Source organism: Mesorhizobium sp. M0496 (genome assembly GCF_040321205.1).
Taxonomy (GTDB): Bacteria; Pseudomonadota; Alphaproteobacteria; order Rhizobiales; family Rhizobiaceae; genus Mesorhizobium.
Map to the genome: position 1 here is coordinate 34960 of NZ_JAMYRC010000032.1, position 12608 is coordinate 47567.

The window sequence follows — 12608 nt, forward strand, 5'->3', positions numbered from 1 at the left end:
GTTGAGGCATCATCTGGCGGCCACCGCTCGGTACGACGCCGTCACTTTGGCGAGCTGATGGTCGATAACCACGCGCCGCAGCCTTGCACCACTGAGTCAGTAGGCGCCAGCCTTGGCATTGCGGCGGACCTGACGGTCGCGTCGAGCAGGTTCTCGTCCTGAAAGCGGCGCGCCACAGCTAATGCTTCTTGCCAGCAATTCACACAACGAGCTCATCGAGACGGCAGAGATCATTATGGGCGGCGTAGCTGGCGTGCAAAGTCTGGACCCAACACCGTATTGTCTCATCGGATGCGGCATCTGCGCTCAGAAGAGTCTCCCACGCGCAGATGAAGGGAAGGGACGCTGGAACAAAACGGTGCGCGTGAGGGTTTCGGCGGGAACACCATCGTCAGTCGCTGACCGAGTGCGCTCAGACCATCGCTGTCCAGCCAAGACTGAACGGCGCCCATTGCTAAAAAATTTCGAGCCCAAAGCGGGACGGACTGACATAGCGCAAAGACGCAGGCCAGCGCAGCGGTAAGGTTGGATGTTATCAGCATGGGACGGTGACCGTTGCAGACCACGAAATTTCGAGAGGCCCGGCTGCCTTGGTACACTATCTATCCGGCTGTGTCGGAGTTCTCTGGGGCGGTCGGCGCCGAGGCTTATGAGGAATGGCTCAGGAACCTGCCGGCTGATGATCCGGTGTCACTCTATCTGCACGTTCCGTTCTGCCGATCAGCCTGCTGGTATTGCGGCTTCCCAACCACCATCACCCGCCATGATGCGCCCATCCTCAACTATCTGGCGGCGTTGCGTGACGAGATCCGTCTGGTTTCGGAGCGAGTGCCGAAGACGCTGCCCGTGAGCGACATACATTTCGGCGGCGGAACGCCGTCTCTCATCGGACCAGCCGAGTTCCTCGCTCTGATGGAGTTCCTGCGATGCCGCTTCGCCATCTCGAAAACAGCTACGGTCGCCATCGAGATCGATCCACGCACGCTCACGCCCGAGATGGCGGAAGGCTTGGGAGCGGCCGGCGTGAACCGCGCGAGCCTGGGCGTACAGAGCTTCGATCCCATTGTTCAAAAAGCGGTCAACCGAATCCAGAGCGAGGCCCAAACGTCGGCTGCCGTGGAAGTGCTGCGCCGGCATGGAGTAAGCCGCATCAACTTCGACCTCATCTACGGCCTGCCGCATCAAACGGTGGAGTCGTGCGTCGAGACAGTGAGGGCGGCGGTCGCCATGCGCCCCGACCGGCTTGCCTTGTTCGGCTACTCGCACATCCCATCCCAAGTAAAGAACCAGCGCCTCATCGAGGCGGAATTTCTTCCCGACAGCGCTGCCCGCGCTGAACAGTATGCGGCTGTCGCCGTGACGCTGGTTGCCGCCGGCTACCGACAGATCGGGCTCGACCATTTCGCCTTGCCGCACGACGAGCTCGCGCTGGCACAGGAAACCGGTCGCCTGCGACGTAACTCGTTGGGCTACTCTGCCGATACCTGCAGAACCCTGATCGGTTTCGGCGCGTCGGCTATCGGCCGCATCGGCCAGGGGTACGTTCAAAACGAAGTTACACGGGATATCTACATCCGGCACATCGCAGTTGGCCGACTGGCGACATCGAAGGGCCATCGCCTCACAGACGACGACCGCGTGCGAGCCGCAATCATCGAGCGATTAATGTGCGATTTCGAGGCTGACGTGCCGGCAATCTGTGTCGCCCACGGATCTGATCCGATCCGTCTTCGCGGTTCAGATGAGCGTTTGGCGATGCTGGCCAAGGACGGAATAGTGGACTTCGAAAACGGTCTTGTCCGCGTACGGCGGGAGCATCGCTTTGGGATTCGCGCTGTTGCTGCCGCATTCGATGCTTTTAGGGATGGCCTTACGTATCCCGCAGTTGAGGGCAAGCACACAACACGGAAGCTAACACAGGGAGTACCTTTTGCCGGAGAGAACGAGCTGCCATCGTGCGGTGCCCGGTTAGTAGTGAAGCGCCGTAAAATGTCGACATAGGCGTTGGTGAACTGGACCGAACGACGAGAACAGCCTATCCAGTGTGTTGTCGGCAGTTAGTTCGAAAAACTAGGGCTTCTAGCGGTAAACACATGCTAATCCATTTGATTTACGGGCCGACCTGCAGCGGCAAGACAGACGTTTCAATTTAAATTGCACGAGAGACCGGACGGCCGGTCATTGCGTTGGATCGTGTACAATGCTGTTCTCAAACGCTATGGGCAGCGGGGGTGCCTGGGATCCCGAATTGCAATCTACCCAGCGGGTTTACTTGGATACGCCCCCTAACCGCGGGCACATCCACGCCGTGACTGCGTAAGCTGATCATGCACGTGGATGAGCTTAGATCTCAGCCAGGGCTCACTCGAAGCCGGCTCGTCTCCCTTCTCAATTCACATGCGCGAGTCAGCATCGGGCTGGCGCTTTCAGTGGCATGTAAGGCGGTTGCGGCTCGGCAACTCCGACGCCTTTGTAGAGAGAGCAAAGCATCGGGTCACAGACATGTTTGTCCCAAGACAAGGACGACCTTCATCGCTACAGGAACTTGTGGCTCACTGGAATGACGATGCAGTCCGTCCCACGTTAGAATACTTTGACGGATATCGTTGCGCCATTCGTTTTGCGAGAGAGCACAGCCTGACCATCAGCGAAATGCCGCGCCTTCGCGAAGAGCTCCAACAACGTTGGCAAGAAGGCGATTTTTCAGAATGGGAGCTTAGTGCGAGCCTCCCTAACTCGCTGCGGTGCTGGGACGGTAGCTCCTGATAATTATGTTAAGTGTCTGCGGGAGCAAGACTAAGACTGGTGCTGGGCGACATAAGCCGTGTGGCAGCGGAAGCATTGCTTTTGCTACGGTGGATACGGAGGAGGCCACATGACTGAACCGCTCATTCGGGCATGGGATTGGAATGCGATGGCAAGTGATGGCGCGGTACGCTTTCGGCGTGGGCCGCAAGATTTGCGGCGGTGTGCGAATCTTGACTGGACATCGCGAGGGCGACGCTGTCCTGGCGCTGCTATGACTGATGCGCACGACGGGGTATTAAGCCTGCAACGGGCGCCTTGTCGAGCATGGCGTCCGCCCGGGAGCCGCTTCAGCCGCCGTTCTCGTCCTTCAGGCTCTTCAGATGCGTTGCCAGAGACACCTCCGTGCCGCCGAAGCCGGCCTTCCCAATGGTGGGTCGAGCCGTCGCTTACCGCTTGCCTCACAGATCCGCGACCGAGAACCCAGCCTCATGCTCCAATAGCAGCTGCGAATCACGTAATGCCGTCCTCTGAGTGGGCCATGAACTTCAATCCGGACTTGATCGCAGTGGCAACGTCAACACGCACAAAATATCATGAGAACCCAGATTGTCGCCGACAGGTCATCCCCTGCTATCGGCTCCGGCTCATTTCACCCTCCGTTGAAGACGTCCGTAGGACCTACTTTCGGATTATCTCACCTCTTAAGGCAATATCGCTGCGAAGGCGCGAGCCCGATGCACCCCCTGGTGAAGGCCGTCGGCCATGGCAGCGATGCGCCAATGTAGCTCGGGCGCAAGCCCCGCCATGCCTGCTCCAAGGGCTCGGAGAGCCGAGACGCGTTCTATGGGCAGGTTGAAAACCTCGGCGAGGGCGACAAGACGCTGCTGGAGCTCGGGGGCAAGCCCTGCGATGCCCGCTCCGAGGGCCCATAGCGCCGTGATGCGATCTGTAGGCCGGGCGAGCCCCTCCGCGAGGACGACAAGACGCTGTTGGAGCTCGGGTGCAAGCCCTGCCACACCCGCTCCGAGGCCAGTCAAGGCCGAAGCGCGATGCTGGGACGGACCGAGCCCTTCGGCCAGGACGAGGAGACGCTGCTGAAGCTCAGGTGCAAGCGCTGTCAAGCCCGGTCCGAAGCCCAATAGGCCCGCGGCGCGACGTCCAGGGTCGTCAGGGGCTTCGACGAGGACGACGAGACGCTGCTGGAGCTCGGGGGCAAGCCCTGCCACCGCCTTTGCGAAGCCCTCCAGGGATTTGGACCGAGACCAAGGCTCAAGCCCTTCGGCGAGAAGGACGAGACGCTGCTGGAGCTCGGGGGCAAGGCCTGCCACGCCCGCTCCGAGGCCCCTCAAGGCCGAAGCGCGGTCCCCGGGCTGGTCAAGCCCCTCGGCGAGAACGACGAGACGGCGCTGAAGCTCGGGGGCAAGCCCAGCCACACCTGCTCCGAGGCCCTCCAGGGCCTTGGACCGAGGCCAGGGCGCAAGCCCTTCGGCGAGGAGGACGAGACGCTCCTGGAGCTCGGGGACAAGTCCTGCTACACCCGATCCGATGCCCCTCAACGCCGAGCCGCGACTATCATGGTCGCCAAGTCCTTCTGCCAGGACCACGAGACGCTGCTGGAGCTTGGGGGCAAGGCCTGCCAGACCCGCTCCGAGGCCCCTCAAGGCCGAAGCACGGTCCTTGGGCGGGACCCCCTCGGCGAGGGCGACGAGACGTTGCTGGAGCTCCGGCGCAAGCTCTGCCACGCTTGTTCCGAGGCCCTGCAGCGCCAAGTAGCTATACAAGGGCCCAACTCCCTCGGCCAGGGCGACGAGACGCTGCTGGAGCTCGGGCGCAAGCCTTGCCACACACGCTCCGAAGCCCGATAGGACCGAGGCACGAATGCAGGGGTGAAGCAGTCCCTCGGCAAGCGCCACCACGCGCTGCTGGAGCTCGGGCGCAAGCCCTCCTGTGCCCTTGCCGAGGGCTCGGAGGACCGAGCCGCGTTTCGACTGGTCAACCGTTTCGACTAGCGCGACGAGGTGCTCCAGCTGCACTCTGGTGAGGCAATTGAAGTTGCGCGCGAGTGATTCCATCACGCCGGGCTGCATCAGCAGCGGGGCGCCGGGTTGGGGTTGCGTCAGCCTGCTCCAGATCGCCTGAACCTGGATAGCCCGTTGACGCGTTTCTTGAGGCGCCGCGACTATCATGGCTGCCACACGCAGCTGTTGATTTGTTTGTGACATGCTCAGCAGACCGATCGGGCTGAGCCGCTGAGCAATCTCACCGAGAATCTCCGGCGGCAGATCAAGGATACTGCTGTTGTGCTGGCTGCTCAGAGGAGGAAACGCTTGATCTTGAGGCTCAGAGCGCGTCTGCTCCACCACAGAACAGGATGATTGACCGGGTCCTTCAACGCCAGCCGGCGGTCCGATGAGAGAATTGTCCCTGATATCACGCTCGATGGGGTTGAATGCCGAGATGGGCGCCTTGCCACGCTCCTCAATGCCCCTCATGATTCACCTCCTATTGCTACCAACTGAATGAGATCATCGTGATTATCGCGCAGCGGAATCCTCAAGGATCGGGCAGTTCCTAGAGCGTCGCTGGCTTGACGAGGTTGAGCCCGCGAATTGCTCGATCCGACAAGTTGCTTTCGGTTATCGACCATGCGGTGAGCTGCCCTGTCAAAGGAGATCCGGATGAAAGCCGCCAGTTCCAGGCGGCCCTCCAACGACTTGACCAACATCGGCGGCACCAATGGTGGCGAATGTCAAACCGCTAGAAACAACCAGCATTTGGAAATTGCGAGTCAACAGCAGTACGGACCCGGGAGATGTTCAGCATCATGGCTCGTCGGGGCGCTCCTGTGGTTTGTGGCGATGTCTCGGATCGTCTTCATCGTCAAAATGGTTTCATGCAAAAGACGTACCGCTTTAAATGATCGACATTGATCCGAGCGCTTATGTCGAGGGGATGGAGATTTTACCTGCTCAGTCAGCGGCGTGAATGTCGGCACTGGCACGGCGGAGCTTCTGCCTGCGGCGTTGCCCCGCGCCGTTTGGAGCCTGGTTGAAGTTCATTGCTGGGATTCTGGATCGATTGTGTGTGGTATCCATTGTTGAGTTTCAAATCGGTTGACGATTTCCTGTGCAGGAGACCCATCTCATCACTCTGCGCCCGATCCGGCATGCGCGCGACAGCTTGCAAATCGGCACATAAAGCCGTTCGATCAGCGGCCAGGCCCTCTAGATCGCAGCGCAGATCGGTCTGCGGTCGTCACGAAAGAACTGGCGTCAGAGCGTCTTTCGCGCGGGCCAAGGTTCCGCTCCTTCTGCCCGGCGACCTCGTCGAGCCCGGCTGCCCTGGTGGGATGACGCCTTCGTCGAAGTCGAGCGCTGCGTCGGCGATGCTCGCTAAATGATCCGGCAAGGTACGTTGCGGGCTCCGCGATTGCTTGCCCGCTTCAATATATCGATCTCTCCGCTTTGTTCGAAAGAGGGCATGCCGAATGTCAACAATCCTACCAATCTGTTGCGAACGGAACCAATGCCCACCAAAGCGACCTGTATATTCGGTTGCGCAAACTGGTCTGAATCTTGCTGTGCTTTGTCGATCTTGCTGTGCTTTGTCGCAGCATGAAAAGATTGGGTGCCGGAGGGCGAGTTCACAATATGGGATCGTGAGTGAATGCTCCTTGCGACTATCCGCTTGGCTCCCTGGTGAATTTCGGAAGACAGGCGCGATTATGAAATCTGGGTCCAGGCAGAACTCGAGCAAGACTCTTATTCTGAGGCTTCCTCCAGATGCCGTTTGAGCCAGTGCTCCTCTGGTCGTCAGCAAGGTGGCGGTTGCCGGGAAAATGATATGTTGAAACAGGGACGGGTTGTACCGGCCCCAAGCATTAAGCGAGGGACAACCGTGGACTATAGTGCGGGAATTGATGTATCGCTGGAACGCCGCAGTGTGTGCAAAATGTGGTGGTCGCCAGCCAGTGCGGAATGGGGTCACTCTCGGCTAAAAGCAGGGGCGCTGCTGCCGCAGCCATGAGCGGATACAGCCGTATTCTAATTCTCTTCACCCCTGCCAAGACTATCCCATGCAGCTACGCCACCTCCGCTATTTCGTGAGCATCGTTGATGCTGGGAGCTTCTGCCGGGCAGCGGCCACTATCCATGTGGCGCAGCCGGCCCTCAGCCAACAGATCGCTGGGCTTGAAGCCAGGCTCGGCGCCACCCTGTTGCATCGCAGCGCACGGGGCGTTTGCCCGACCCGTGCGGGCAAGGCCTTCTACCGGGAGGCCGTCTCCATCTTGGAGCGGATAGAGCAACTGCGCGGCATCATTCGCTCCGCGGAGGGAGAGCCAGAAGGTTCGGTCGGGGTCGGCATGTCTTCGACGCTCGCCGTCTCCCTCGCTGCCACCTTGGTGGGCGCCTGCAGGACGGCACTCCCCAAAGTGACCCTGCGCTTGGTCACTGGGGATTTTCTCCGCATTAGGTCGCTCGTTGAATCGCACTCGCTCGACGTTTGCATGGTCTTCGAGGATACACCTACCCTCGGCGTTTCCCGCAAACCGCTGTTCCGCCAGCGCCTCTATCTTGTCCAGCCTGCCAACACAGAAGACGTCGCGCCTTGCGTGTCCCTCGAGGAGCTGGCGGCACTTCCTCTCGTGCTGCCGGCACGGCCGCATATGATGCGTGACGCACTGGACCGGGCATTTGGAGTGGCCGGCGTGCTACCCAACTGCGTGGCTGAGGTTGATACACTCTACAGCGTGCTCTCCTTAGTCAAAGCCGGCGTAGCAAGCGCGATCGTTCCCAAGGGGGATTTCTCGGATATTCCAGGCCACGAAGCTCTGAGGCCCGCGGTCATCGATCCGCCGATACATCTGACGGCATGCCTCATCTCATCCGCCAACATGCCGCTCACCTCCGCCGCTGAGGCGGCAAGTGCCCTGCTCGTCACGCAGATAGAAAAGCATCTTAGCGAAGCGCGGCCCCGCGAATGGGAGCGCGTTTCAATTCAATCGTTGTCCAGAGGCGAGTAGGGGCCTGTCTTTGGACGACATCTCTTTGGCGACCGAGCGATTTCGCTACAGACCCACTGAGCTGGTTTAAGCTGATGCCCTGCGAGCGCTGCCGGTTGCAATTTTCTGCGCATGGCGCACATGGCGGTTGATGATGTTCATTTCACCTGATTGCCCCAGACATCGCCACCCGACCAAATGCTGAAAGTAAGACCGGCAGCGCTGCCCTCCAAGACATCCTGCTTTCGAACCTGCGTTTGAACCCCGGTCTGCGTGATCGGTGCGGTGATGGAGGAGGTTCTCAAGCCCAGATGGACGAGGTGCTGGGTGTTCTAAGGGGGAGCCTACACCGGAGACACTTTGGCGATCGGACGGGCTATTACGGCCCCCCTCTCAGCCGTATCGGCAAGCTTGAGCTCCGGGTTCCGTAGGACCTGGCCGGCCCTTTCCACCGAGCTATTCAGCGCCAGCGTTCGGAGCGGGTTTTTGCGACGCTTGCGAAATGTACGTTGATCATGTGTCGACCCGCAAGGCTAGTCGATCACCAATGAACTGTGAGGTCATGCTTTCTCGGCTGGCCGAAAAGCATCAACAAGCGGCTGCAGGCGGGCTTCAGGCTGCGATGGCCCGCGTTTGTTGCGTCTGGGATCCTGATCAGCGCGTGCCCCGCCAACCTTGACCTTGCTGCACGTTACGTCTTGATTCTGAGTCGCCACTGCCTATCAAGACCATGAGGGTGAATGTACGTCAGAGCTCATTCATAAGAATGGCGGATGATCCAATATCGACACGGTATTTGCGTCTGGCCCGCGTTGGGTCGATTGGATGTAAACGACAGCTCAACGATTGAGCGGATGGCCTTCCCGCAAGTGCAATCATTCGGGACATCCGTTGCCGTGACGAGAAGGATTCATTGGAACCCGATGATTTGCATCAACAGCCTGCCCAAACCGATCGCGTCATTGGGCAGCTTACCCGCCTCGTGAATGAATAGCCGAGAAGGCACGTGATCGATCTGCCTTGCTATAGTTCGCGAGAGGCCGCCGCCATTTCACTTCTTGCAGCTCGCTTGCCGGCTGCTTTCAGCCTCACCGGCATCGACGTGGCAGCCGTCATGCCGGATTCGACACCACCGCGTGTTCCGATGGATTGCCGTCGGTTTATGTTGCGCCTGAATGGCCATGATTTCCGCATCTCGATCGACCCGACGCTCCTTCCGTCCAAAGCGGTGAGACATTGGCCAGACATCACGTCGCTGCCACTGGATGACAGCTTGCGGGAAATTCTGTTTGACACCGTCCTGCGCGATATAGCGGTTCAGGTGGAACGATGGTGCGGTGAGCGGCCCATCTGGTCGTCGTCCGAGATCAGCGGAGTGCTTCCCTACGCAGTTAGGCTTGTTCGCTTGGGGGGGGCAAACAAACTCCTCGGGCTTGTAGAATTCGGTGCCGGCGGGCTCGATTGGATCGCCGACTGCTGCTGCGATGCGCTGCCGGTCGTGTGCACAGTGCTCGACGATCTGGCCTTCTCTCTCGATCTGAGGGTCGCTCGCGTGACCCTTGCCTTGGCGGAACTACAAGCACTCGCGCCGAGTGACATCATCCTGCTCGACACCTCACCGGTCGCTCGTAACGGCGCGATGACCGTACTGCTGTGCCTATCGGGCAATTCACGATTTCGGGCCTCGATCATGGACGGCCGCCTCGCAGTCCTTTCAGCAGTGGACCACATGATGGAAAAACCAGAGCCTCTCCCTCCGGAAACCTTCGACAGCATCGACTTACCGGTCGATGTGAATGTTGGACGCCTGACCATGTCATTCAAGCAGCTTCGTGAACTCGCTGTGGGCCAAGTACTGGATCTTGGTTTCGACGCAACGAGCAATATCACTTTGCGAGTTAATGGCAGGGTGGTCGCTGCGGGCGAGTTGGTGCGCATCGCCGATCGAACCGGTGTGCGTGTCTTAGACATGCGCCTACAACGCGGCGAGCCATGAACACCGGGTTGCCTGATCCCGTTGTCTTGATCGTCTTGACCGGGGCGCTCGCAGTCGTCCCATTCCTTGCGATTACCGTCACGTCGTATGTCAAACTGGTGGTCGTGTTCGGCCTGGTCCGCAATGCTCTCGGCATTCAGAACATCCCGCCGAACATGGCACTGAATGCGGTCGCCATCCTGCTCTCCGTTTATATCATGCAGCCAGCGGCCCAAAACGCATATGAAGCAGTGCGCAACAAAGAGATCGCGTTTGAAGATCTCCGTGGGCTCGGCGAAACGATACCGCTAGTTATAGAGCCATTTCGCGACTTTCTCCTGAAGAACACGTCGCGACAGGAACGACAATTCTTCGCCCAGGCCACCCGTGAACTATGGCGCGAAGCGGACGCCGCCGCGGTTACTGATAGCGATTTTATGATTTTGATCCCGGCATTCATCACCTCCGAGTTGGCGGATGCGTTTAAGATAGGTTTCTTACTATTCCTGCCTTTCATCGTCATAGACCTGGTCATATCGAATATTCTTCTGACAATGGGAATGATGATGGTTTCACCGATGACAATCTCTCTGCCCTTCAAGCTGTTCTTGTTCGTCGCTGTGAACGGATGGCAGCGCCTGATCCACGGCCTGGTACTGTCCTATGCGGGACCATCGTGATGAGTACCGCCACTCTCGCCAACATTACCATCGACGCGCTGAAACTGACTCTGATTCTATCGATGCCCATGATCGTCGTCGCTACAGCGGTCGGGCTGGTTGTCAGCGTGGTGCAGGCGCTAACCCAAATTCATGAGCAGACGCTTCCGTTCGCGGTGAAACTGATATGCGTGAGCCTGGTTCTGCTGGCAACTGGGAGCTGGATCAGTGGGGAGTTGTATCAGTATACGCTGAACATCTTCGACAAGATAGCAGCGATGTAAGTGCAAAGGTGGGAGATGCTCTATCGGTCTGTTATCTCGCGCGGTGACTATGAGGGCCATTCCAGCGAGTCGCTCTCGATCAACTTATCTGATCCGCCCCATGTCGCAATTGATCCGTCTCTCTTGCATACTGCCGTTGTCGTCTTTGCACTCGCATCCACGCGTACTGCGGGCATGATGCTGATTATACCCTTTTTGGGGCGTGGCATTGTAACCGGACTGGCGCGGAACGGCGTAATCATGGCATTGAGCCTCCCGGTGATGGCGCATGCCTGGGCAACCAGGCCCGCGAACCTCGAGATTTGGCATCTGCAGATGTTCCTTGGCTTGGGGCTGAAGGAACTCTTACTCGGGATCGTACTCGGAATGCCGATTGCCGCGACTGTCTGGGGTGTTGAGGCGGCGGGCACCTTCGTTGACAACCAGAGGGGCGCCGCGATGGTCAGCCTCTTGAATCCGGCCAGCGGCAATCAGGTCTCGCCGCTTGGAACGCTGCTGGCGCAGCTCTTCGTCACCTCGCTGTTTGTCACCGGGGGCTTCTCCGAATTGATCAACACGCTCTATCGCTCCCACGACGTCTGGCCTCTGTGGAGCTTGCTGCCTGCATTCGGTCCGGCATTTGCTACGGGGGTTCTGCATCTCGCAGATGTCGTCATGCTACTGACTTTACTTCTCGCCGGTCCAGCCATCGTTGCTATGTTCCTCAGCGAAATCGGTCTGGCACTGATCGGCCGCTTCGCACCACAACTGCAGGTCTTCTTTATCGCCATGTCGGTTAAGAGTGCGGTGGCCCTCCTGCTCTTGATCCTTTCGCTCACAATCGTTCTGGCCGAGGCGGATCAATACGTGCCATCACAGTTCGCCGTATTCAACCTCGTCGCGAAATGGTTGCCATGAACGGCCAAAAGACGGAAAAGCCTACTCCCAAAAGGCTTCGCGCCCTGCGCAGGAAGGGACAGGTGCCTCGGAGCAATGAAGTCGTATCCGCGGCGCTGACCATCGCATTCTTCACCCTGTTCTTTGCCTCCTTGTCTGGCATGATAGACCGGCTCGAGGCAATGATCCTATTGCCTATACCGCTTCTCGAGGGTGACCTCCTGAGCGTCACTCACAAGCTTCTGCGGTCCTATGTTGCCGAACTACAATTTTTGCTCGCGCCCTTCATCGGCATCGTTCTGGTGATCGGCGTAGGCGCCAACGTCCTACAGAATGGCCCGATGTTCGCGCCCAAGGCGGCCGCGCCGACGCTGAAGAGGCTCAGTCCCAGTGAGAACATCAGGAGGATCGTTTCGCTGGCGAGCTTCATCGAAGTGGTCAAGTCGATTGGAAAGATTCTGATACTCGGCTCTGTTCTGCTGCTTCTTTTGCGAGAAGGTATGCATGCACTCGTCTGGACGCCGAGTTGCGGAATCTCCTGCCTGAGGGCGGTGACAGGTAACCTGCTTCTCGGTATCGCAATCTATACCGCATTGAGTTTTCTCACGGTGGCAATTGCACACTTCGCATTCCAGCGCTGGCAATTCACCAAGAAAAACATGATGTCGAAGGATGAAGTGAAGCGGGAATACAAAGAGACTATCGGCAATCCCTTGGCCATGGCAAAACGCAAACAACTACATGTGGAGTTGCTTGCAAAAGGTATTTCGCCCAAGCGCGCAGGGCGGCCGTCTTGAACCAATCCGACGCATGTTGCCGTGGTTTTATTACGACCGGCAGCACGCGCCCTTGCCTCTGATCGGTGCAATGTACCGATCTCGCGCCGCGGCATAAGCCTGCGCGGTGGCTACCTCTGTGCCGGTCGTGCGAAACATTCCGATGGCGCGCCCGCTGCTGAAGGACGGACAACGACCGGACGAGTCTATTCCATCAGTTTTACGCAAATTCGCGGGGCTTCTCCGAGCGCTTGGTAAGCGCAACCAAAGCCGGCCATCGGTCGCGTA

General features: G+C 58.9%; 11 protein-coding genes. 10 read left to right on the forward strand and 1 reads right to left on the reverse strand.

Annotated elements, in window-relative coordinates; all coding sequences use genetic code 11:
* Positions 1-555: 555 nt before the first annotated feature.
* The 3 genes from hemN (at position 556) to NKI73_RS23730 (ending at position 2766) form a co-directional block, all read left to right on the forward strand.
* Entirely contained in the window at positions 556-2001 is a 1446-nt protein-coding gene (gene hemN / locus NKI73_RS23720) for an oxygen-independent coproporphyrinogen III oxidase (RefSeq protein ID WP_352633212.1), read from the forward strand.
* Positions 2002-2186: 185 nt separating this feature from the next.
* Positions 2187-2312 carry a hypothetical protein gene (locus tag NKI73_RS23725; protein ID WP_352633213.1) on the forward strand — a complete coding sequence of 42 codons (126 nt, stop codon included), beginning with the start codon at positions 2187-2189 and terminating at the stop codon, positions 2310-2312.
* Positions 2313-2397: 85 nt separating this feature from the next.
* Positions 2398-2766 carry an isopentenyl transferase family protein gene (locus NKI73_RS23730; protein ID WP_352633253.1) on the forward strand — a complete coding sequence of 123 codons (369 nt, stop codon included), beginning with the start codon at positions 2398-2400 and terminating at the stop codon, positions 2764-2766.
* 683 nt (positions 2767-3449) lie between these two features.
* On the opposite strand, the gene NKI73_RS23735 is transcribed toward NKI73_RS23730, so the two are convergent.
* Positions 3450-5240 (reverse strand): F-box protein, encoded by a 1791-nt coding sequence (locus NKI73_RS23735; protein WP_352633214.1) that lies wholly within the window; start codon positions 5238-5240, stop codon positions 3450-3452.
* A gap of 186 nt (positions 5241-5426) precedes the next feature.
* On the opposite strand from NKI73_RS23735, the gene NKI73_RS23740 reads away from it, so the two are divergent.
* From NKI73_RS23740 to NKI73_RS23770, 7 genes are all read left to right on the forward strand, one after another.
* Positions 5427-5678, forward strand: coding sequence for a hypothetical protein (locus tag NKI73_RS23740; RefSeq protein WP_352633215.1), 252 nt, complete (start codon positions 5427-5429; stop codon positions 5676-5678).
* Between the two features lie 1145 nt (positions 5679-6823).
* Positions 6824-7771, forward strand: a complete 948-nt coding sequence (locus NKI73_RS23745; RefSeq protein ID WP_352633216.1) for a LysR substrate-binding domain-containing protein — start codon at positions 6824-6826, stop codon at positions 7769-7771.
* A 985-nt stretch (positions 7772-8756) separates the two neighbouring features.
* Entirely contained in the window at positions 8757-9746 is a 990-nt protein-coding gene (gene sctQ / locus NKI73_RS23750) for a type III secretion system cytoplasmic ring protein SctQ (RefSeq protein WP_352633217.1), read from the forward strand.
* A complete protein-coding gene (gene sctR / locus NKI73_RS23755) occupies positions 9743-10405 on the forward strand; it encodes a type III secretion system export apparatus subunit SctR (RefSeq protein ID WP_352633218.1) in 663 nt (220 codons plus the stop codon). The genes sctQ and sctR overlap by 4 nt, the downstream gene beginning before the upstream one ends.
* A complete protein-coding gene (gene sctS / locus NKI73_RS23760) occupies positions 10405-10668 on the forward strand; it encodes a type III secretion system export apparatus subunit SctS (protein ID WP_352633219.1) in 264 nt (87 codons plus the stop codon). The genes sctR and sctS overlap by 1 nt, the downstream gene beginning before the upstream one ends.
* Positions 10669-10683: 15 nt before the next feature.
* Positions 10684-11565, forward strand: a complete 882-nt coding sequence (gene sctT / locus NKI73_RS23765) for a type III secretion system export apparatus subunit SctT (protein ID WP_352633220.1) — start codon at positions 10684-10686, stop codon at positions 11563-11565.
* On the forward strand, positions 11562-12341 hold the full coding sequence (locus NKI73_RS23770; protein ID WP_352633221.1) for an EscU/YscU/HrcU family type III secretion system export apparatus switch protein: 780 nt from the start codon (positions 11562-11564) through the stop codon (positions 12339-12341). The genes sctT and NKI73_RS23770 overlap by 4 nt, the downstream gene beginning before the upstream one ends.
* Positions 12342-12608 lie beyond the last annotated feature (267 nt).

Bases quoted from the DNA above. Each gene is read 5' to 3' on its own strand.
- NKI73_RS23740 (WP_352633215.1), top strand. From the start codon at position 5,427: ATGAAAGCCGCCAGTTCCAGGCGGCCCTCCAACGACTTGACCAACATC.
- sctT (WP_352633220.1), top strand. From the start codon at position 10,684: ATGCTCTATCGGTCTGTTATCTCGCGCGGTGACTATGAGGGCCATTCC.
- sctR (WP_352633218.1), top strand. From the start codon at position 9,743: ATGAACACCGGGTTGCCTGATCCCGTTGTCTTGATCGTCTTGACCGGG.
- NKI73_RS23735 (WP_352633214.1), bottom strand. From the start codon at position 5,240: ATGAGGGGCATTGAGGAGCGTGGCAAGGCGCCCATCTCGGCATTCAAC.
- sctS (WP_352633219.1), top strand. From the start codon at position 10,405: ATGAGTACCGCCACTCTCGCCAACATTACCATCGACGCGCTGAAACTG.
- NKI73_RS23770 (WP_352633221.1), top strand. From the start codon at position 11,562: ATGAACGGCCAAAAGACGGAAAAGCCTACTCCCAAAAGGCTTCGCGCC.
- NKI73_RS23745 (WP_352633216.1), top strand. From the start codon at position 6,824: ATGCAGCTACGCCACCTCCGCTATTTCGTGAGCATCGTTGATGCTGGG.
- NKI73_RS23730 (WP_352633253.1), top strand. From the start codon at position 2,398: ATGCGCGAGTCAGCATCGGGCTGGCGCTTTCAGTGGCATGTAAGGCGG.